At 71.7% G+C, this 21,165-nt stretch carries 16 protein-coding genes; 9 read left to right on the forward strand and 7 right to left on the reverse strand.

All coding sequences use genetic code 11. The features are described from left to right. Positions 1 to 429 precede the first annotated feature (429 nt). The gene (serS, locus tag ACFY7H_RS03860; protein ID WP_388932633.1) at positions 430 to 1,707 is read left to right on the forward strand and encodes a serine--tRNA ligase; all 1,278 of its coding nucleotides are present in this window, start codon (positions 430 to 432) and stop codon (positions 1,705 to 1,707) included. Beyond that, positions 1,704 to 2,516, forward strand: coding sequence for an HAD family hydrolase (locus ACFY7H_RS03865; RefSeq protein ID WP_388932636.1), 813 nt, complete (start codon positions 1,704 to 1,706; stop codon positions 2,514 to 2,516). Before serS ends, ACFY7H_RS03865 begins: the two co-directional genes overlap by 4 nt. A 457-nt stretch (positions 2,517 to 2,973) precedes the next feature. Here ACFY7H_RS03865 and ACFY7H_RS03870 read toward each other — a convergent pair whose 3' ends face one another. The 4 genes from ACFY7H_RS03870 to ACFY7H_RS03885 are packed head-to-tail and all read right to left on the reverse strand — an operon-like array spanning position 2,974 to position 6,535. Continuing rightward, positions 2,974 to 3,693 carry an ABC transporter permease gene (locus tag ACFY7H_RS03870; protein WP_388932638.1) on the reverse strand — a complete coding sequence of 240 codons (720 nt, stop codon included), beginning with the start codon at positions 3,691 to 3,693 and terminating at the stop codon, positions 2,974 to 2,976. A 14-nt stretch (positions 3,694 to 3,707) separates the two neighbouring features. Continuing rightward, entirely contained in the window at positions 3,708 to 4,619 is a 912-nt protein-coding gene (locus ACFY7H_RS03875; protein WP_388932640.1) for an ABC transporter ATP-binding protein, read from the reverse strand. Positions 4,620 to 4,668: 49 nt separating this feature from the next. Beyond that, entirely contained in the window at positions 4,669 to 5,556 is an 888-nt protein-coding gene (locus ACFY7H_RS03880; RefSeq protein WP_388932645.1) for an ABC transporter permease, read from the reverse strand. Then, positions 5,546 to 6,535 carry an ABC transporter ATP-binding protein gene (locus tag ACFY7H_RS03885; protein WP_388932649.1) on the reverse strand — a complete coding sequence of 330 codons (990 nt, stop codon included), beginning with the start codon at positions 6,533 to 6,535 and terminating at the stop codon, positions 5,546 to 5,548. Before ACFY7H_RS03885 ends, ACFY7H_RS03880 begins: the two co-directional genes overlap by 11 nt. A 210-nt stretch (positions 6,536 to 6,745) precedes the next feature. On the opposite strand from ACFY7H_RS03885, the gene ACFY7H_RS03890 reads away from it, so the two are divergent. From ACFY7H_RS03890 to ACFY7H_RS03900, 3 genes are all read left to right on the forward strand, one after another. Continuing rightward, positions 6,746 to 7,615: a M24 family metallopeptidase gene (locus ACFY7H_RS03890; RefSeq protein ID WP_388932652.1), complete on the forward strand. Its 870-nt coding sequence runs from the start codon at positions 6,746 to 6,748 to the stop codon at positions 7,613 to 7,615. Then, entirely contained in the window at positions 7,612 to 9,384 is a 1,773-nt protein-coding gene (locus ACFY7H_RS03895) for an SDR family oxidoreductase (RefSeq protein WP_388932655.1), read from the forward strand. The genes ACFY7H_RS03890 and ACFY7H_RS03895 overlap by 4 nt, the downstream gene beginning before the upstream one ends. A gap of 219 nt (positions 9,385 to 9,603) precedes the next feature. Continuing rightward, positions 9,604 to 10,518 (forward strand): MerR family transcriptional regulator, encoded by a 915-nt coding sequence (locus tag ACFY7H_RS03900; protein WP_388932659.1) that lies wholly within the window; start codon positions 9,604 to 9,606, stop codon positions 10,516 to 10,518. A gap of 115 nt (positions 10,519 to 10,633) precedes the next feature. On the opposite strand, the gene ACFY7H_RS03905 is transcribed toward ACFY7H_RS03900, so the two are convergent. After that, positions 10,634 to 11,419, reverse strand: a complete 786-nt coding sequence (locus tag ACFY7H_RS03905; RefSeq protein WP_388932661.1) for an aquaporin — start codon at positions 11,417 to 11,419, stop codon at positions 10,634 to 10,636. A gap of 133 nt (positions 11,420 to 11,552) precedes the next feature. Between ACFY7H_RS03905 and ACFY7H_RS03910 the strand changes: the two genes are divergently transcribed. The 3 genes from ACFY7H_RS03910 to ACFY7H_RS03920 all read left to right on the forward strand — a co-directional run bounded on the left by ACFY7H_RS03910 (position 11,553) and on the right by ACFY7H_RS03920 (position 17,239). Beyond that, entirely contained in the window at positions 11,553 to 12,092 is a 540-nt protein-coding gene (locus tag ACFY7H_RS03910) for an RNA 2'-phosphotransferase (protein ID WP_388932664.1), read from the forward strand. A gap of 150 nt (positions 12,093 to 12,242) precedes the next feature. Continuing rightward, positions 12,243 to 14,159 carry an HSP90 family protein gene (locus ACFY7H_RS03915; protein WP_388932666.1) on the forward strand — a complete coding sequence of 639 codons (1,917 nt, stop codon included), beginning with the start codon at positions 12,243 to 12,245 and terminating at the stop codon, positions 14,157 to 14,159. Further along, the gene (locus ACFY7H_RS03920) at positions 14,156 to 17,239 is read left to right on the forward strand and encodes a tetratricopeptide repeat protein (RefSeq protein ID WP_388932669.1); all 3,084 of its coding nucleotides are present in this window, start codon (positions 14,156 to 14,158) and stop codon (positions 17,237 to 17,239) included. The genes ACFY7H_RS03915 and ACFY7H_RS03920 overlap by 4 nt, the downstream gene beginning before the upstream one ends. A gap of 63 nt (positions 17,240 to 17,302) precedes the next feature. Here the strand turns inward: ACFY7H_RS03920 and ACFY7H_RS03925 are convergent, their stop codons facing one another. Next, the gene (locus tag ACFY7H_RS03925; RefSeq protein WP_388932673.1) at positions 17,303 to 18,205 is read right to left on the reverse strand and encodes an LLM class flavin-dependent oxidoreductase; all 903 of its coding nucleotides are present in this window, start codon (positions 18,203 to 18,205) and stop codon (positions 17,303 to 17,305) included. 277 nt (positions 18,206 to 18,482) lie between these two features. Here ACFY7H_RS03925 and ACFY7H_RS03930 point away from each other — a divergent pair, with 277 nt between their 5' ends. Continuing rightward, entirely contained in the window at positions 18,483 to 19,364 is an 882-nt protein-coding gene (locus ACFY7H_RS03930) for a Cof-type HAD-IIB family hydrolase (RefSeq protein ID WP_388932675.1), read from the forward strand. 28 nt (positions 19,365 to 19,392) lie between these two features. Here the strand turns inward: ACFY7H_RS03930 and ACFY7H_RS03935 are convergent, their stop codons facing one another. Beyond that, positions 19,393 to 21,129 (reverse strand): GAF domain-containing sensor histidine kinase, encoded by a 1,737-nt coding sequence (locus ACFY7H_RS03935; protein WP_388932677.1) that lies wholly within the window; start codon positions 21,127 to 21,129, stop codon positions 19,393 to 19,395. Positions 21,130 to 21,165 lie beyond the last annotated feature (36 nt).

Below are 21,165 nucleotides of genomic sequence, written 5' to 3' on the forward strand. Positions count from 1 at the left end.
AACGGCGTCACCCCCCTATCACCGATCAACTCTTTGGGGCGAGCCATTCCCACCCGAATGAGTGTGTGAGGGTGGTTTGAACCCTGATCGGCCGAGACCGGTCCCGGGCCCCTATTGATCTAATTCGATGTCCACAGATCCGGCACACAGCCTGTGGACAAGAGCGGCTCCGGGGGAATTCCTGTGGACAAGGGTGCTCCTCCACCCACCCTCCCGCCCTGCTCAGGCACCTCGCGACGGTTGCCGTTGTGCCCCATTTCGGAGAAAGGACCGTTTTTATCGATGGACCCACAAGGGCTGGATCCAGCCGCCGCGCGAGCGCAGGACGAGCACCGCTCGTGCCATTTCCATTCGCCTCAATCGGGACATAGCGACACGCAGCGTGATATCGGTGTGAGCCCGGGAAGCCCAGCCCGGTAGCCTGGAGGGGTGATTGACCTCCGGCTGCTCCGTGAAGACCCCGACCGTGTCCGCGCCTCGCAGCGCGCCCGTGGAGAGGACGTCGAGCTCGTCGACGCACTGCTCTCCGCCGATGAGCGCCGCAGGTCCTCCGGCATGCGCTTCGACGAACTGCGCAACGAGCAGAAGTCGCTCGGCAAGCTCATCCCCAAGGCCTCTCCGGAGGAGCGGGCCGAGCTGCTGACCAAGGCCGAGCAGCTGAAGCAGGACGTCAAGGCCGCCGAGGCCGAGCAGAACGAAGCGGACGAGGCTGCCAAGCAGCTCCTGCTCAAGCTCGGCAACATCGTCCACGAGGACGTCCCCGTCGGCGGCGAGGAGGACTTCACCGTCCTCGAGACGCACGGCACCATCCGCGACTTCGGCACCGAGGGCTTCGAGCCCAAGGACCACCTGGAGCTCGGCGAGTCCCTGGGCGCCATCGACGTGGAGCGCGGCGCCAAAGTGTCGGGCTCGCGCTTCTACTACCTCACCGGCGTCGGCGCCCTGCTCGAGCTCGCCCTGGTCAACGCGGCGATCGCGCAGGCCACCGAGGCCGGCTTCATCCCGATGCTGACCCCGGCGCTGGTCCGCCCGCGCGCCATGGAGGGCACCGGCTTCCTCGGCCAGGCCGCCGAGAACGTCTACCACCTGGAGAAGGACGACTACTACCTGGTCGGCACCTCCGAGGTACCGCTCGCCGCGTACCACATGGACGAGATCATCGACGCCGACAAGCTGCCCCTGCGGTACGCCGGCTTCTCCCCGTGCTTCCGCCGCGAGGCGGGTACGTACGGCAAGGACACCCGCGGCATCTTCCGCGTCCACCAGTTCGACAAGGTCGAGATGTTCTCGTACGTCGCACCGGAGGACGCCGAGGCCGAACACAAGCGGCTCCTGGAGTGGGAGAAGCAGTGGCTGACCAGCCTGGAGCTGCCGTTCCAGGTCATCGACGTCGCCACCGGCGACCTGGGCGCCTCCGCCTCCCGCAAGTTCGACTGCGAGGCCTGGATCCCGACCCAGGGCAAGTACCGCGAGCTGACCTCCGCCTCGAACTGTGACGGCTTCCAGGCCCGCCGCCTGGCGATCCGCTACCGCGACGGCAAGAAGACCGCTCCACTGTCCACACTGAACGGCACCCTGTGCGCCGTCCCGCGCACCATCGTCGCCATCCTCGAGAACCACCAGCAGGCCGACGGCTCCGTGCGGGTCCCCCCGGTGCTCCGCCCCTACCTGGGTGGCCGCGAGGTCCTGGAGCCGATCACCAAGTGAGCCCCGCTCCGTTCCCGTACAAGCTCGTCGCGACCGACCTCGACGGGACGCTGCTGCGCAACGACGACACCGTCTCGGAGCGCACCCGTGAAGCGCTCGCCGCGGTCACCGCGGCGGGCGCGGCGCACATCGTCGTCACCGGCCGTGCCGTGCCCTGGACCCGGCACGTGCTGGACGACCTCGGGTACCGCGGGATCGCCGTGTGCGGGCAGGGCGCCCAGGTCTACGACGCGGGGGCGCACCGGCTGCTCACCTCGGTGACCCTGGACCGGCAGCTGGCCGGCCTGGCCCTGTCGAAGCTCGAGGCCGAGGTGGGGCCGCTGGCCCTGGCCGCCAGCCGCGACGGGGTGGAGGGCGAGGTCCTCTTCGGCCCCGGCTACCAGGTGCAGGGAGGCCTGCCGGCGCTCTACCTGGAGGACACGGCCGAGGTCTGGACCGCCCCGCTGAACAAGCTGTACATCCAGCACCCCGGGATGGGCGAGGACGAGCTCGTCAGGGTGGCCCGGGAGCTCGTCGGCAACCTCGTGGACATCGTCATGGCGGGCCCGGGGATAGTGGAGATCCTTCCGCTGGGCCTGAGCAAGGCCACCGGCCTGTCGCTCGCCGCGCGGCGCCTCAAGGTCAAGGCCTCCGAGACCATCGCCTTCGGCGACATGCCCAACGACATCCCCATGTTCGGCTGGGCCGCGCACGGTGTCGCCATGGCCAACGCCCACGCGGAGCTGAAGGCGGTGGCGGACGAGGTGACGACCTCCAACCAGGAGGACGGCATCGCCGTGGTCCTGGAGCGCCTGCTGGGCGCCGCGTAGGAACGGGGACACAGCTCCCGGGAACGCAGCATCCCGGGACCGGATGTACGAGAGGTCCGGGACGGCCCGCGCCGCGAGGCGCGCTCGAAGTGGCCGTCCCGGACCTTTTGTTACTCCCCGCACCACTCACTGTGCCCCCGCCGGACGGCCCGTACCAGCGAATTTCGCCCGTCCGCCGCAGATCCGGAGGCGTCGTCGGCATGCCGGTGAGGCGCGTGTTTCACGTGAAACGTCGTGCGGGGAGACGGGGGTCAGGCTTGTGTTTCACGTGAAACAACGGCCGTCACCGGCGCCCGTAGTGGTCCCGCCGGGCGAGGACCGTATCCAGGACCACACGGGCCTGGACGCCTCAGGCTCGGGGCGCTCGATCATGCACCCGATGATGCCTGGCGAAGCTGTGCCCCGCCTGGCCGGTGGGCCGGGCGGGGCACGGTTTTCGACGGGGTCGGCGGCGCTCCTACTCCTCGCCGGCGATGGTGAGGCGGCGCAGCTTCTGGCCCGCGTACAGGGTGGCTCCGACGGTGACCGCCAGGAGCAGGAGCACCGCGGTGGGGAGGCCGACGCCGGCGTCGACGTACCCCTGTCCGGCGACCTTCTCGGCCAGGGCCAGGGCCCACTGCTGGACGCTGAGCGTCTTGGCTCCGGAGACCAGGCTTCCGAAGAGGGACTCCCAGATCAGCGCGTAGACGAGGCCGAAGACGACCGCGTGCCGGCTGACGGTGCCGAGCAGCAGGAACAGGGCGCTGTAGGCGATCGAGGCGACGAGGGCCGCGACGGTGTAGGCGATGGCGATCTGCTGGCCGTTGCCGTTGAGGATGAGGCCCGCGATCAGGGTGGGGATCGCGGAGAAGGCCATCGTGACCGCGATCGCGACGATCAGCTTGGTCATGATGATCGTCGGACGCTTCACCGGCTTGGAGAGCAGGTACACGATCGAGCCGTCGTCGATCTCGGGGCCGATGGCGCCGGTGCCGGCGATGACGCCGATCAGCGGGACCATCGTGGCGAGGGCGAAGCCGCCGAGGAGGTCGGCCGCCACCTTGTCGTCCACCCCGGTGAAGAAGCGGACGGCGAGCGAGATGACGATCAGCAGCGCGGGGAGCGCGAAGAGGATCAGCGCACGGCGGCGGCCGAGCAGGGCGCGGTAGGTGAGCCGGGCGACGGTGGGGTTGTACATGGGTGCCAGCTCCTTCAGGCCGCGACGAGGTAGGAGAAGACCGACTCGAGGGACTCGTCGGAGGGCGAGACCGTCATCAGCCGGATGCCGTGCGCGCGGGCGACCCGCGGCAGCAGCTCGGTGAAGCGCCCGAAGTCGACGGCCTGGATGCGCAGGGCGCCTTCCTGGAGGTCGACCTCGATGCCGGCAGTGGACGGGTCGGCGATCAGGGCCGCGGCGAGGGCCCGGTCGTCGGAGGAGCGGACGAGGTAGCGGTGCGGGCGGTCCGTCATCAGGCGGCGGATCTTGCGGAAGTCGCCGGAAGCGGCGTGCCGGCCGGCGACGACCACCTCGATGTGGGAGGCGAGCTGCTCGACCTCCTCCAGGATGTGGGAGGAGAACAGGACGGTGCGGCCCTCGTCGCCCATCCGACGCAGCAGGTCCATGAGCTGCATGCGCTGGCGCGGGTCCATGCCGTTGAAGGGCTCGTCGAGGAGGAGCACGGACGGGTCGTGGACGAGGGCTGAGGCCATCTTCACGCGCTGGCGCATGCCCTTGGAGTACGTGGAGATCTTGCGGTCCTGGGCGTACTCCATCTCCACGGTGGCGAGGGCCCGGGCGGCCGCCGCGTCGTCAAGCCCGTGCAGTTCGGCGTTGGCGACGACGAACTCCCGGCCGGTGAGGAAGTCGTACATCGCCTCCCGCTCGGGTACGACGCCGATCTGCTTGTACACCTGCTCATTGCGCCAGATCGGAGCTCCGTCGAGGGTGACGGTGCCCGTGGAGGGGGCGAGGAAGCCGCCCATCATGTTGATGAGGGTGGACTTGCCCGCTCCGTTGGGGCCGAGGAGTCCGGTGACGCCGGGACCGATGCGCATGGTCACGTCGTTGACCGCGACGACGTTCCCGAACCAGCGGGACGTGTGGTCGATGTCGATGATGGTCATGGGCGCGGCCCATTCCTTAGGGGGGTGGTGGTGGGCGACGGGTGGGAGGTCACAGCCCGGCCTTCCGGTAGCGGGCCATCAGGGCTGCGTAGGAACCGATGATGAGGCCGAATACGACGAGCAGGTACACGACGCCGGTGGCCGCGGAGGGCCCTTCGCCGCCCGGGAAGGCGGAGGTGGCGCCGAGGAACGCGGTCTGCACTCCGTCGATCAGGGAGACCGGGGAGAACAGGCCCATCCACTCGATGGCGCCGTTGTTCCCCGTGGAGTAGGCGACGGCCTGGATGGTGGAGACGGCCCCGTACGGAATGAGCAGCAGGGCGATGACGGCGGCCACGCCGAAGCCGCGGCGCGGGGTGAGTGCGGCCATGACCAGGCCGAGGCCGGCGAAGAGCAGCGACAGCAGCAGTACCGACACCAGTCCCTGCCCGAATCCCTTTGTCTGGTGACCGAAGTCGAACTTCGCCAGCAGCGAGCCGATCCACATGATCAGCAGCGGGGTGGCGGTGAGGATGAAGAGGGCCGATGCCATGGCGGCGTACTTGGCCACCACGTAGTCGACCCGCTCGATGGGCCGCGAGAAGTACAGCGGCACCGTCTTGAAGCGCAGGTCCCGCGAGACCGACTGGGGGGCCTGCGAGGCGAGGTAGAGGCCGATGACCACCTGTGTGGTCAGGGCGTACGTCGTGTACTTGATCGGCAGGTCGCTGGATCCGGGGACCGCGATGGCCACCGCGACGATGATGAGCGCGGGTACGCACATCACCGCGAAGAGGATCATCGGCAGCACCTTGGACTTCGCGGAGCGGCCGAGGCCGTAGGCACCGCGCAGGGACTGCGAGAACAGCGAGGTACGGGCGTAGCCGCGGCCGAGCCGGGGTCCGTCGTAGGACCGGTAGCCGATGTTGTGGATCTGGGTCGAGGTCTCAGGCGCCATCGGAGCCGGCTCCCTTCGGGTGGGCGGGGGACGAGGTCCGGTCGCTGTCGCGGAAGACCTCGGCGATGTGGTGGCGGCGCTGTTCCATGCGGACCAGGCCGAGGCCGAGGTCGGCGACGGTGTCGCGGACGGTGTCGTACGTGTCCTCGCCCATGGCCTCGACGAGGAGGATGTGGCCGGCTCCGGGCAGGCCCTGCTCCTCGCCCGCGTGGAGGCTGACGCCCGCGGCGGTGAGCGCCTTGCGGAGGGCGGCCGTGCCGTCCGGGTGGGCGTCGGAGTCGGTGACCTCGACCGCGAGGGTGGTCGTGGTCTGGGTGAAGTCGCTGGTGGAGCTGGAGCGCAACAGCTTCCCGCCGTCGACGACGACCACGTGGTCGCAGGTCCGCTCCAGCTCGCCGAGGAGGTGGGAGGTGACCAGGACCGAGATGCCGAAGTCGGTGTGGACGCGGCGGATCAGGCCGAGCATCTCGTCGCGGCCGACCGGATCGAGGCCGTTGGTCGGCTCGTCGAGGAGGACCAGCTGCGGGTCGTGGACCAGCGCCTGCGCGAGCTTGACCCGCTGCTTCATGCCGGTGGAGTAGCCGCCGATGGGGCGGTAGCGCTCCTCGTACAGCCCGACGTGACGCAGCGTGTCGGCGGTCCGCTCACGGGCGGCGGTCGGCGGGAGCCCCGACATGCGCGCCATGTGGACGACGAACTCGGTGGCCGAGACGTCGGGTGGCAGGCAGTCGTGCTCGGGCATGTAGCCGACCCGCTCGCGGATGGCGCTGCCGTGCGTGGCGACGTCCAGTCCGAGCACGGCGGCGCGGCCCTCGGTGGCGGGAGAGAGTCCCAGCAGGATCTTGATCAGCGTGGACTTGCCGGCTCCGTTGGCGCCCACGAGCCCGGTCACGCCGGGCCCGATGTCCAGGGAGAGCCGGTCGAGGGCGGTCACTCGGGGGTACCGCTTGCTCAGGCTTTCGGTCGCGATGACAGTCACGGCTTCGACGTTAGTGCTGCGGTGCCCGCGGATCGTCAGACCTGGAGCGGGAACGCGTATCAGCCTTGAGGACTACGAACCCTGACGGAAGGCTGATGCGACCGGGGTTTTCCACAGGTGCGTGCACGGGCCTTGACGTGGTCTCCAGGCATTGTCACATTCATCAGTGTCAAGTTTCGGGAGCGTCGGGCTACAGGGACGGACGGCGGCATGACTGGGGACACCAAGCAGCGCACCGCGCACGATTCAGGGCAGCTCTCCGCCGGGCTGCGCGGCTTCAGAGAGGTCCAGCGGCTCGCGTACGAGTGCGCGGAGACGGTGGCGGCGCAGCTGCGCCCGGGGGTGACCGAGCGCGAGGCGGCGCGGATGCAGCGCGACTGGCTGCGCGAGCGCGGGGTGCGGGACTGGTTCCACCTGCCCTTCGCCTGGTTCGGGGACCGGACCGCCTTCACGCACTTCAAGATCCCGCTCCAGTTCTTCCCGACCTCGCGGCGGCTGGAGCCGGGGATGCCGTTCATCCTCGACATGGCGCCTGTGTACCGGGGCTACGCGGCCGACATCGGCTACTCCGGCAGCCTTGGCCTCAATCCGGTGCAGGACCGGCTGATGTCCGACCTGCGCCCGCACCGGGAGCTGATCCTGGAGCAGGTGCGCGAGCGCCGGCCGCTGCGGGAGATATACGAGAACGTGGAGCGGCTGATGACGCGGCAGGGGTACGCCAACCGGCACCGGGCCTACCCCTTCGGCGTCATCGCGCACAAGATCGACCGGGTCAAGGAGCGGCGCTGGTCCCCGACCGTGTTCGGCTTCGGCAGCCAGTCCCTCAAGGGGCTGGCCTCCGACGCCCTGCACGGGCACCGGGAGGGCTGGTCACCGCTGTGGAGTCCGTACCACTTCTCCGACCATCCGCCGCAGCCCGGGCTGTGGGCGGTGGAGCCGCACCTGGGCTTCCGGGGCACGGGCGCGAAGTTCGAGGAGATCCTGGTCGTCACCGACTCCAGGGATCCCGCGGAGAGCGCGTTCTGGCTGGACGACGACCTGCCGCACGTGCGGCGCTGGGCTGAGGAGAAGGCGGCATGAGCGGAACGGCACTGGAGGGCGCGCGCGAGCGCCGCGTGAGCACCGGCGGGATCGAGCTGTGCGTCGTCGAGCTCGGTGAGCCGGACCGGCCTACCGTGCTGCTGGTGCACGGCTACCCGGACAGCAAGGAGGTCTGGTCGGAGGTCGCCGAACGGCTCGCGGCCCGCTTCCACGTGGTGCTGTACGACGTACGCGGCCACGGGCGCTCCTCGGCTCCGGTGCCGCTGCGCGGGGGCTTCACCCTGGAGAAGCTGACCGACGACTTCCTCGCCGTGGCGGACGCGGTCAGTCCGGACCGTCCGGTGCACCTGGTCGGGCACGACTGGGGCTCCGTCCAGGGCTGGGAGTTCGCCACGGTCGCGCGTACCGAGGGCCGGATCGCCTCCTTCACCTCCATGTCGGGGCCCTCCCTCGACCACTTCGGGCACTGGATCAAGCAGCGGATGACGCGTCCCACCCCGCGGCGTGCCGCCCAACTGCTGGGTCAGGGCGCCAAGTCCTGGTACGTCGGCGTGCTGCACACGCCGGTGCTGCCGGAGCTCGCCTGGCGCGGGCCGCTCGCCAAGCGCTGGCCGAAGGTCCTGGAGCGGTTCGAGGGCATCCCGGCCGGCCCCTACCCGACGGCCTCCCTCGCCTCCGACGCCGCGCACGGCGCCTGGCTCTACCGCGACAACGTACGGGCCCGGATGAGCCGTCCCCGCACCGACGCGTACGCGCACGTACCGGTGCAGCTGATCGTCGCGACCGGGGACGCCTTCCTCTCCGAGCGGCTCTACGACGGCCTGGAGCACTGGGCGCCGGATCTGGTGCGGCGGACCGTGCCCGCGAAGCACTGGCTCCCCAGGACCCGGCCGGACCAGGTGGCGGCGTGGATCACCGACTTCGTCACCGCCCGCGAGGAGCCCGCCGCACGGGCGCCGGAACTGCGTGCGCCGGGCAGGTACGCGGACCGGTTCGGGGGGCAGCTGGTGCTGGTCACCGGAGCCGCCAGCGGGATCGGGCGGGCCACGGCGTTCGCGTTCGCCGAGGCCGGCGCCCGGGTCGTGGCCGTCGACCGGGACGGGGAGGGTGCGGCCCGTACGGCCGAGATGGCACGGCTCGTCGGCGCGCCCGAGTCATGGGGCGAGTGCGTCGACGTCAGTGACGAGCAGGCGATGGAGAAGCTCGCGGCGAAGGTCGCCGCCGAGTACGGGGTCGTCGACGTGCTGGTCAACAACGCGGGTATCGGTCTGTCGGGCTCCTTCCTGGAGACCGGCTCCGAGGACTGGAAGAAGGTCCTCGACGTCAACCTGTGGGGGGTCGTCCACGGCTGCCGGATCTTCGGGAGGCAGATGGCCGAGCGTGGGCAGGGCGGCCACATCGTCAACACCGCCTCCGCCGCCGCCTATCTCCCGTCGAAGTCGCTGCCCGCGTACAGCACCTCCAAGGCCGCGGTCCTCATGCTGAGCGAGTGCCTGCGCGCGGAGCTGGCATCCAAGTCGATCGGGGTCTCGGCGATCTGTCCGGGCATCGTCAATACGAACATCACCGCCACCGCCCGGTTCGCCGGGGTGGACGCGGCGGAGGAGAAGCGCCGCCAGGAGCGCTCCTCGCGGCTCTACGGACTGCGCAACTTCCCCCCGGAGAAGGTCGCGGACGCGATCCTGCTGGCCGTGGTGAAGAACCGGGCCGTGGTACCGGTGACCCCCGAGTCCAAGGCCGCCCTGTGGATGTCCCGCTTCGCACCCAATACCCTGCGCCGGCTCGCGAGGCTGGAGCCCCGGCTGTGAAGCCGTCGCGCCGCGGGCGGGTCCGCGAGGCCGGAGCGCCGGGTGGGAGGCCGGTCGTCGGCGGGCCGGGCACGGGCATACCCGGCTCCCGCGGGCGGTCGTACCATCCCACGCAGGAGGGCTCGCTGCTCGAGGCGGTCGAGTACCTGGCGGCGTCTCCTGCCGCCCGGACCGCGGCGGGCGCGGTCGGCCGAGCCGCCATGTCGTAGGGAGCCGGGATTGTCCGATCAGGCGGTAGCCGAGTACCGGATCGAGGATCTGGCCCATCACAGCGGGGCAACGGTGCGCACGATCCGCGCGTACCAGGACCGCGGCCTGCTGCCGAAGCCGGAGCGCCGGGGACGGTCCAACGTCTACCGGGACACGCACCTGGCGCGGCTGCGCCAGATCGCGGACCTGCTGGACCGCGGCTACACCCTGGCCTCCATCAAGGAGCTGCTGGAGGCCTGGGACGCGGGGCGCGGGCTGGGCGGCGTGCTGGGCCTGGTCGCGGAGGTGCACGGGCCCTGGACCGACGAGGAGGCCGACCGGATCAGCCGGGAGGACCTCAACGCGCGGTTCGGCGGCCTGCCCGACGACGAAGCGGTGGACGAGGCCTGCGAGCTGGGGGTCCTGGAGCGGATCCCGGGGCGTCCGGACGAGTTCCTCGTGCCCTCGCCGCAGGAACTGGCGGTGGCGGCCGAGCTGTACGCGGCGGGGGTGCCCCTCGGGGCCATCACCGGGCACCTGCGGGAGCTGCGCGGGCAGGTCGAGTACATCGCCTCGCGCTTCCTGGAGTTCACCACCGAGCACGTGTTCGCCCGCTACCTCGGGCAGGTGCCGCCGACGGACGCGGACGCGGCGGAGGCAGCGACGATGGTGCGCCGGCTGCGGCCCCTGGCCCAGCAGACGGTCGACGCCGAGCTGGCGCGGGCGATGCGGCTCTTCGCGACCCGGCACCTCCAGCGCCATCTGGGGGCGCCCGGTGCGGTGCAGCCGACCGGCCCCGCCCCGGTGGCCCTGCCCGCCGCGACGGTACGGGCGGTGCAGGAACTGGTGGGTCCGGACAACGTGTCGGAGTTCGTCCGGGCCGCGACGGAGCGGGAGCTGCAAGCCCGGACGATGAACGATCTGGCAAGCCGGGGCGGCCGGTAACGCTCGATCGGTAGTCCACAGGGGGCCCCGGGGGCGAATCGCTCAGATGTCACCGAAACCCGCTGAAACGGCTGTGGACAACCCCCTTGCACCTGTGGGCAACGCAGGCGATCGGCTAGACGATGACCTCGAAGGCCCCGCCCGTACGGGGCATATCGGCCACCACGACCTCCGTCTCGGGCTGCCCGGAGCGCGGCGCTCCGGTGCCGCCGTCGTGGCGCTCGCGCCCGTAGAGGAGTACGGCCAGGGCAAGTCCGAGAACGCCGCCGAGCAGCTGCGCCACTACGAACCCAGGCAGGGACTGCGGGGCGATGCCGGTGAAGGAGTCGCTGAAGGCGCGCCCGATGGTGCCGGCGGGATTGGCGAAGGACCCCGACGAGGTGAACCAGATCGCGGCGGCGATGTACCCGGCGACCGCGGCCGGGATCAGCCTCGGCCGGCCGATGCGCCCGAGGCCCTGGATGACCAGGACCAGTCCGGCGGTCGCGATGATCTCGCCGATCAGCAGATGACCCCCGTCGCGGACCTGGGTGGAGAAGGTCCCGGGGGTGCGGCCGAACATCGTCTCCGCCAGCACGGCACCCGCGATGGCGCCGGCGGTCTGGGCGGCGGTGTACGCGAAGGCCTCCCGCGCGTCGAGCCCCTCGCCCCCGGTGCGCCGCGCCCACCAGGCGGTGAGGGTGACGACCGGGTTCAGATGGGCGCCGGAGAGGGGGCCGAACAGGGTGATGATCAGGCCGAGGCCGATCGCGGAGGCGAGCGAGTTGGCGACGAGGGCGACACCGGTGTCGCGGCTGAGGTTCGCGGCCTGGATGCCCGAGCCGATCACCACCACGAGCAGGCCTGCGGTGCCGATGAGCTCGGCAGCCACACGCCGAAGCAGTGAGGCCTTATTGGTCATAGTTTCTCCCTCTGGATACGTCGTGATGCGGAAAATGTATTCCGTATCTTGGAAACGCGATAGAGGGGCGCCCGGCCCGCGCGCGCGTGGAAAATCGCTGCTCGGAACCCCTTCGAGCCGTCAAGCTGGGCACATGGATGACCGACGCACCGTGAAGGTGTCCAGATACGTCTCGAAACACCTGCGCCACCAGCCGGAACGGATCGGACTGGTGCTCGACCCCCAGGGCTGGGTGGAGATCGACGACCTCCTGCGGGCCGCCGCGGAACACGGATTCCCCTTCACCAAGGCCGAGCTCGACCATGTCGTCGCCACCAACGACAAGCAGCGGTTCGCCGTCAACGGCACCCGCATCCGGGCCAACCAGGGTCACACCGTCGCGGTGGACCTGGGCCTGCCGGAGGCCGAACCGCCCGCGTACCTCTACCACGGCACCGTCGCCGCCTCCCTGGACTCGATCCGCGCCGAGGGCCTGCGCCCCATGGCCCGCCACCACGTACACCTCTCGCCCGACCGCGAGACGGCGACCCGGGTCGGTGCGCGCAGGGGCCGGCCGGTGGTCCTTGCCGTGGACGCCGGGGCGATGCGAGCGGCCGGGCACGTGTTCCGGATCAGCACCAACGGGGTGTGGCTGGCGGAGGCCGTCCCGCCGGAATTCCTCCGCTTCCCCTGACGGGCCGGGGCCGCCGGGGGCCGCCCGGTCGGAGCGGAATTCACCGAGTGATTGTCGGATCGTCCACCTACTCTGTTCCTCGTTCCGGCATCAGTGAGGGGGGTACCTCGCGATCGCCGACCACCACGCGAGCAAGCGAGCTGATGCCCGATGACATCCGTGTCTCCTTCCCCGTCCGAATTCCCCGCCGCTTCACCAGCCGAGGGCGCCGTCAACAACTTCCAGGTCGACCTGCGCGGCCTGGTCGACCTGCTCTCCCACCACCTCTATTCCAGCCCCCGCGTCTACGTGCGCGAACTCCTCCAGAACGCCGTCGACGCCGTGACCGCCCGTCACGCCCTCGAACCGGGCGCGGAGGTCCGCATCCACCTGTCCGCCACCGCCGGCCGCATCACCATCGAGGACTCCGGCATCGGCCTGACCGCCGCCGAGGCCCACTCCCTCCTCGCCACCATCGGCCGCAGCTCCAAGCGCGGCGGCAACGGTGCCTCCGCCGCCGAACTGCAGGGCCTGGAGACCACCCGCCGGCAATTCCTGGGCCAGTTCGGCATCGGCCTGCTCGCCTGCTTCGTCGTCGCCCGGCAGATCCGGGTCGTCACCCGGTCCGCCCGCGACCCCCAGGCGGCGCCCGTCGAGTGGCTGGCCACGGACGACGGCTCCTACACCGTGCGCGAACTGCCCCACGACGCCCGCCCCGAGCCCGGCACCACCGTCCACCTGGAAGCCCGCCCGGGTTCCGAGGAGTGGACCGAACCGGCCCGGGTCGAACGGCTCGCCCGCGACTACGGCTCCCTGCTCCCCCACCCCATCACCTTCGACGACGGCACCGGCAGCGCCCCCCGGCCCATCACCGACCGGCCCGCCGTTTGGGACCGCGCCCACCCCACCCCGACCGCCCGGCGCGTCGCACTCGCCGGGCACTGCGCGCAGCTCTTCGGTTTCACCCCGCTCGACAGCATCGACCTCGACCTGCCGGTGGCCGGAGTGCGCGGAGTCGCGTACGTACTGCCCGAACCGACCAGCCCCGCCCACCGGGCCGGCCACCGCGTCCACCTCAAGGGCATGCTGCTCACCGACCAGGCCGACAACCTGCTGCCCGACTGGGCCTTCTTCGTCCGCGCGGTCCTCGACACCGACACCCTGCGGCCCACGGCCTCCCGCGAGAACCTCTACGACGACGAGACCCTCGCCGCCGTACGCGAAGCGCTCGGCGCCCGCATCCGCTCCTGGCTGGCCGAGCTCGCCGCGACCGAACCGGAGCGTCTGGCCGCCTTCCTGAGCGTCCACCACCTCGGCGTGAAGTCCCTCGCCCGGCACGACGCCGAACTGCTCGGGCTGATGCTGCCGTGGCTGCCGTTCGAGACCAGCGACGGACCGATGAACCTGGAGGAGTTCACGGCGGCCCACGCCGAGATCCACTTCACGCGGACCGTCGAGGAGTTCCGCCAGATCGCCCCGATCGCGGCGGCGCACGGCCTCGGCGTCGTCAACGCCGGCTACACCTACGACGCCGACCTGCTCGCGCTGCTGCCCTCTGTACGCCCCGACCTGAAGGTCACCGAGCTGGACGCGGGGGCCGTCACCGACCGCCTCGACCCGGTCCCCACCGCCGCCGAACTGTCCCTCGCCTCCTTCCTCTCCACCGCCCGCACCCGCCTGGAACCCCAGAGCTGCGACGTGGTGCTGCGCGCCTTCCAGCCCGTGGCCGTACCCGCCCTCTACCTCGACGACCGCCAGGCTCGTCAGGAGCGGGACCGGACCACCGCCCTCGAGTCCGCCGACTCCCTGTGGAGCGGAATCCTCGGCTCGCTGCGCGGCTCCGGCCCGCGCGCCCGCCTCGTGCTGAACCACAACAATCCCCTGGTCCGGCGCATCGCGGGGCTTACCGACCCCACGCTCGCCGGCACCGCCGTCGAATCGCTGTACGGCCAGGCGCTGCTGATGTCCCAGCGGCCGCTGCGCGCGGCCGATTCGGCCCTGCTCAACCGGGCCTTCATCGGGCTCCTGGAATGGGCGACCCACTCCGCCGACACCCCGACCGGCAAGTCCCAGGAGGACGAGAAGTGAGCACCCTGACCCCTGAGGAGATCCGGCGCGCCCTGCGCGAGAACCGCGGCCTGCCCCACGGCGCCGCGCGCAACGCCCAGGCAGAGGCACTGACCGCCGCCGCCGAGGTGTGCGGTGACACCGAGGTGTTCCGGATCGCGCTGATCAACCAGATCGACTCCTACGAGTACAGCGCCGAGCGGAGCCGGATGGTGGTCCCCTTCGCCCGCCTGCTCCAGGAGTACGACCGCGACCCGTCGGCGTTCACCCCGGACGACGCCCACTCCCTCTTCTGGCGCTTCAAGTGGGTCTCGGGCCAGATCATCAGCTCCCCCGACGTACCGGTCTCCTCCGTCACCGGCTACCTCGACGACATGGAGAAGCGCTACCGGATCGCCGGCTACAGCGAGCGGGCGGTACGCCAGTCCGAGTACTTCCTCGCGGACGCCATCGGCGACGACGAGCGCGCGGAGCGGGCCATGGCCCAGTGGCGGGCGGCCGACCGCGACGAGATGAGCGACTGCCACGCCTGTGAGACGAACTCCCAGGGCGTGTTCTGGGCGACCAAGGGCGAGCACGCCAGGGCGATCGAAGTCTGGGGCCCCGTACTGAACGGCGAGCAGACCTGCATGGAGGAACCGCACCGGGTCCTCGCCCGGTCCCTGCTCCCCCTGCTGCGCCTCGGCCGCACCGACGAGGCCCGCTCGCACCACCTGCGCGGCTATCGGATGGCCCGGGGCAAGGAGAGCCTGCTGCGCGCGATCGGCCAGCACATCGAGTTCTGCGCCCTCACCGGCAACGAGGCACGCGGCGTGGAGATCCTCGCCGAGCACGGCGCGCACCTGCGGCCGCTCGTGGACGTCAGGACGCAGATGGACTTCTACGCGGGAGTCGTCGTCCTGCTGCGGCGGCTCGTCGACCTCGGCCACGCAGCCGACCCGGCGGTGCCGTACGGGGGCTCCGCGCGCACCGTCGGGGAGCTGCACGGCATCCTCCGCGAGGAGGCCCTCGGCATCGCCGGGCGGTTCGACGTGCGCAACGGCACCACCCGGGTCTCCGAACGGCTCCTGGAACGGCTCTCGCAGGCACCGCTGGCCGACGTACTGCCCTTGGGCGTGCGCAGTGCCGCGCTGCCGCAGCCGACGGCGGCGACGGCGGCACCGGCCGCCGCGGCCGTGCCCGTGAGCGCCGCCGAGTTCGCCGGGCTCGTCGAGCGGGCCCGCGACGCCCGCGACGCGGGCCACCCGGACGCGGACGGGCTGTGGGCCGAGGTGGCCGTACGGATCTCCGCGCTGCCGGAAGCGGAAGTGGACCCGCTGCTGCGCGCCGAGGTGGCCGACCACCGGGCCCTGACGGCCGCTCGGGCCGGAGCACCCGACGCGGCGGAACTGCTGACGGCCGTCCGAGACGGGTACCGCGCGCTGGGGCAGGCCGAACGCGCCGCCCTGGCCGAGCTGCGGCTGGCGAGCGCGGCCGCGCAGGCCGGGGCCGCGCCGGAGGAGGTCCGCGCGCAGCTGGCGGCGGGACTGCGCGCCGCCGAGGCACTGGACGCGGCGGAACCGCTGCGGGCCCGCAGGATCGCGGTCGCGGAACTGTCCGCACTGCGGCTGGAGCCGTACCTGCGCTCGGCCGAGGCCGCCCGGGAGCACGCCGAGGAGCACGTGGACGGTCACGACCACGGGCACGACCACGGCCACGGCCACGGCCACGGGGACGGCCACGGGGACGGACACACGGACGGTCACGGCCACGGGGAAGGTCACGACCACGGCCACGGCCACGAGCTGCCGACGGCCGAACTCGCCTCCTTCGTCTCCTCCTACGGGCAGGCCCTCCCGGACCTGGCGGCCGAGGCCGAGGAGATGCTGGGCCGTCTGTCCCTCTCCCAGGGCGACAACGACCGGGCCCTGGAGCTGCTGGCCTCCGCCGCGGACCGGGCGGTCGGAGCGGGCCGGCCGTGGCAGGCGGTGGATCCCCTCGTACTGCGGGCCGGTGTGCTGCTCTCGCTGGGACGGCCCGAGGAGGCCGAGGCGGCCGCGCGGTCCGGCCTGGAGCACTCCGCCGAGGAGACCGACCCCGAGCAGCAGGGCCTCGTACACCTCACCCTCGCGGACGTCCTGCTGCGCGGGCGGGACACGGTGGCGGAGGCCGCCGAGCATGCCCTCGCGGCGGCGCACTGGTTCGACCAGGCCGGTCTGGCCGCCGACGGCGGGGCCCAGGCGCGGCGGATGCTGGCCCAGGCCTACGCCCGGGACGGCCGGACCGCCGACGCGGCGGAGGTGCTCCAGTCGGCGCTGCCCGACCTGCTGGAGCACGGCGAGGGACAGGCCGTCTCCGCGAGGGACTTCCTGGGGAACCTGCTGCGCGATCTGCGCGAGCCCCGGGCCGCCGCGGAGCAGTTCCTGCAGGCCGCCGAACTGGTGAAGGACTGGGAGGACCCGCGGCCTCAGGCGCGGTTCGCGCAGGCGGCCGCCGACTGTCTCTCCGACACCGGCCTGGACGAGGAGGCCGTCGCCGCGTACCGGCGCGCCCTGGAACTGCGCCGGCTGACCGGCGACGCGGTGGTCTCCGAGGTCCGGATCCTGCGCTCGCTGGCCTGGCTGGGGATGCGCGAGGAGGTCACCGAGGAGACCGCGGCAGCCGCCCGGGCCCTGATGGACGAGGCCGCCGAAGTCCTGGAGAAGGCCCTGGCGGCCGACGGCTCCGGGGATTCGGAACTGCTCTCCGAACTCGCGCAGACCTGGCACCAGCTGGCGCAGGTGCTGGACCGGCTGGTGAGCGCCCTTCAGCCGGAGGGGGCGGGGGAGCCCCCGGCGGGGAACGCCCTGAGCCCGGCCGCCGTCGAGGCCCTGCGGCTGGAGGAGATCCGGCTGTGGGAGCGCGCGGCCGAGCTGTACGCGAAGCTCGGGCTGGATAACCTCCAGGACCGCTTCCAGTGCCTGAACAACGCCGCCTGGACCCATCACGAGCTGGGCCGTCCCGCCGTGGGCGCCGCCCTCATCTCGGCCCTGCTGGAGGAGGTCGAGACCCTTCCCGAGGGCATGGCTCCGGAATGGGTGGCCCCTCAGGCCCGGCGGATCATCACGCAGCTGACGGCCTGATCCCCTGACCGGCCCGGCCGGAGCCCGTCACGCGACGGGGCCCGGCCGGGCCGGTGGGGTGCCTCAGCCGTCCAGCTGGGCGAGCCCCTCGGTGGCGATCCGCTCGAAGACGGCCTCGTCGGCGGCGAAGTCGGAGTCCGGGATCGGCGCGTGGATGACCAGCTCGGTGAAACCCAGCTCGCGGTGTCGGCCCGCGAAGTCGACGAACGCGTCCACCGACTCCAGCATGGTGCTGCGCTCCGGGGTGAAGCCGGTCAGCAGCACCTTCTCGATGGAGTCCGAGTCCCGTCCGATCCCCGCCAGGGCCTTCTCAAGACGCCCGTGCTGGACGCGCAGGGCCTCCAGCGACTGGTCGGGCGTGCCCTCGAAGACCTTCGGGTCACCGGCGGTCACCCAGGCCTGGCCGTGGCTCGCCGCCAGCTTCACCCCGCGCGGGCCGGTGGCCGCGACGGCGAACGGCAGGCGCGGGCGCTGGACGCACCCGGGAATGTTGCGTGCCTCGTGGGCGGAGTAGAAGGTGCCGTGATGGGTGAGCGCCTGCTCGGTGAGCAGCCGGTCGAGCAGCGGTACGAACTCCGCGAAGCGGTCCGCCCGCTCGCGCGGGCTCCATTCCTCCTGTCCCAGCGCCGTCGCGTCGAAGCCGTTGCCGCCCGCGCCGATGCCGAGGGTGATGCGCCCGCCCGAAATGTCGTCCAGCGACATCAGGTCCTTGGCCAGAGTGACAGGGTGGCGGAAGTTCGGCGACGTTACCAGGGTTCCGAGGCGGATCCGCTCGGTGACGGAGGCGGCAGCGGTCAGGGTGGGCACTGCGCCGTACCAGGGGCCGTCGCGGAAGGTCCGCCAGCTGAGGTGGTCATAGGTGTAGGCGGTGTGGAACCCGAGGCGCTCGGCCCGCTCCCACTGGTCACGGCCTCCCTCGTGCCACGGACGTACCGGCAGGATCACAGTGCTCAGGCGCAGAGTCATGCCTGCGAGCGTACGGTGGTCCGTGGCTCGTACACCAACCACGCCTGAACCATCAGGGGCCTCGGGCGTGCGTTCCGGGTGCCTGTTCCACGTGAAACATTTGCCGGAGCCGCACGATCCGGGCCTGTTTCACGTGAAACACCTGCCGGAGCCGCAGCACCCGGGCCTGTTTCACGTGAAACATCCGTCAGGTCCGCCGGTTTCGCCCTCTGCACCCCGCGGCGCAGTCCCGGGGGAGGAACCTGTCTTCTCGATCATGGTTCGGCGGCAGGGGCCCATGGGTGAAGATGGAGCGGTGACCTCGGCTTCCCAGCGCCCGGACGGGCCAACCCCCGTACCCCGGCTCATCGCCACCGATCTCGACGGCACCCTGCTGCGCGACGACAAGTCCGTCTCGCTCCGCACGGTCGCCGCGCTCGCCGCTGCCGAGGAGGCCGGGATCGAGGTCTTCTTCGTCACCGGCCGCCCGGCCCGCTGGATGGACGTGGTCAGCGACCACGTCCACGGCCACGGCCTGGCGATCTGCGCGAACGGCGCCGCCGTCGTGGACCTCCACGCCGGACGGGAGTTCGTCCAGGTCAGGGCGCTGCCCCGGGCCACCGCCCGCACGGTCGTGACCACCCTGCGGGAGGCTGCTCCCGGCACTTCCTTCGCGGTCGAGATGACCACCGGCATCAACTACGAGCCGGGCTACCCGCCGTTCTTCCAGGACCCGGGGGCCACCGTCGCCACCGCCGAGAAGCTGCTCCACGAGGAGCCCGAAGACCGTGCGGCGCCGGTGTTGAAACTGCTCGCTCACCACGCGGATCTCGCCCCGGACGAGTTCCTCGCCCTGGCCCGGTCCGCCGCCGGCGCCTACGCGTCGATCACCCGCTCCAGCCCGACCGCATTGCTGGAGATCAGTGGGCTCGGCGTGTCCAAGGCCAGCACGCTGGAGCTGTGCTGCGCCGAGCGCGGCATCTCCTCCGCCGAGGTCGTCGCCTTCGGGGACATGCCGAACGACGTGGAGATGCTCCGCTGGGCCGGGACCTCGTACGCGATGGGCAACGCCCACCCGGATGTGATCGCGGCCGCGTCCGGCCGTACGGTCGCCAACAACGAGGACGGGGTCGCCGTCGTCATCGAACGCATCCTGGCCGCACACGCCGCACGCGACTGAGCTGCCCCGCCGGGCCGCCCGCCACGGCTCACAGCGGGGCCTCCCACACCAGGGTGGTCCCGCCACCGTCCTCCCCGATGCCCGGTCCGTACCAGCTGGACCCGCCGAGCGACTCCGCCCGGCGGCGCAGGTTCCGCAGCCCGCTGCGCCGGCCGCCCTCCGGCATGCCCACCCCGTCGTCGGCGACCTCCAGCCGTACCCCGGGCCGGCCCTCGGGCAGGCTGACGGTGGAGTCGACCAGCACCTCGATCCGGGACGCGTCCGCGTGCCGGAACGCGTTCGACAGGGCCTCCCGCAGGGCGGCGATCAGGTTCTTGCCGACCAGCTCGCCGACGGCCGTGTCGACCGGGCCGACGAAGCGGTGCGCGGGCTTGAAGCCCAGCGGCACGGCCGCCATGTTGATCTCCCGCAGCACGCGGGTGCGCAGACCCGACGGCGCCTCCGCCGGGCCCTGCTGGAGCGCGAAGATGGCGGTGCGGATCTCCTGGATCGTCACGTCCAGCTCGTCCACGGCCTTGCCCACCCCGTCACGGACCTCCGGGACGACGGAGCGGCGCTGTGCGCCCTCCAGCATCATCCCGGTGGCGAACAGCCGCTGGATGACGAGGTCGTGCAGGTCCCGGGCGATCCGGTCGCGGTCCTCGAACACCGCGAGCCGCTCCCGGTCGCGCTGCGCCTCGGCCATCATCAGCGCCAGGGCTGCCTGGGAGGCGAACTGCGTGGCCAGGGTGCGCTCTGCCTCGGTGAAGGGCCTCTCGCCCCGGGACCTCGGGGTGACCAGCGCACCCAGCACCCGCCCGCCACTGTGCAGCGGCAGCATCATGCAGGGGCCGTACTGGCTGGTCAGCCTGCTGGTCATGCGGGGGTCGGCGGCGGCGTCCTCCACGAAGACCGGCTCGCCCCGCAGCAGCTCCTCGACCACCGGGCTCTCCGCGGGAACGACCACGCCGAGCGAGGTGGCCGGGTCGTCCGCGGAGACCGCGACGATCTCCATGCCGCCTTCCTCGGCCGGCAGCATCACGATCCCGGCGGCGGAGTCGGCCAGACGGCGGGCCTGTTCGGCCACCACCGCGAGGGCGTCGTCGGCGTCCCCGCCGGACAGCAGGGCGGTGGTGACGGCGACCGAGCCGTCGATCCAGCGTTCGCGCTGGGTGGCGGCCTCGTACAGCCGGGCATTGCCGATGGCGATGCCCGCCTCCGTGGCCAGCACCCGGACCATGTGGACGTCGTAGTCGCTGAACTCGACGCCGCCGTTCTTCTCGGCGAGGTAGAGGTTCCCGAAGATCTCCCCCTGTACCCGGATCGGGACGCCGAGGAAGGTCTTCATGGGCGGGTGGTGCGCGGGGAACCCCGCCGCCCGGGGGTCCTTCGTCAGATCGGCGAGCAGCACAGTGTCGGGATGGGAGATGAGGGCGCCGAGCAGACCGCGCCTGCCGTCCGGGCGGTGCCCGATCCGGTCTGCCAGCTCGCCGCTGACGCCGAAGGTGACGAAGTCCGAGAGCCCCGGGCCGTCCGTGTCGACGACCCCGATCGCGGCGTAGCGGGCGTCCGCGAGTTCGGCGGCCGTCTCGCAGATGCGGTCGAGAGTGGAGTGCAGTTCGAGGCCGGTACCGACCGAGCGCATGGCTTCCAGCAGCTGCGGGACGCGCGCGGTCAGCTCGGTGGACAGCCCGTGCAGGCTGCGCGTCGCCTGGGCGGCGGCCTCCAGGGGATCGTGTGCGCCCCCACCGGACTCCGGTGATTCCTGCGACTCCTGCACTGACATGCTCTCGAGCCTAGTTAGTCCCGTTTAGGAGGGAAA

Source organism: Streptomyces sp. NPDC012794, assembly GCF_042901085.1.
Classification (GTDB): domain Bacteria; phylum Actinomycetota; class Actinomycetes; order Streptomycetales; family Streptomycetaceae; genus Streptomyces.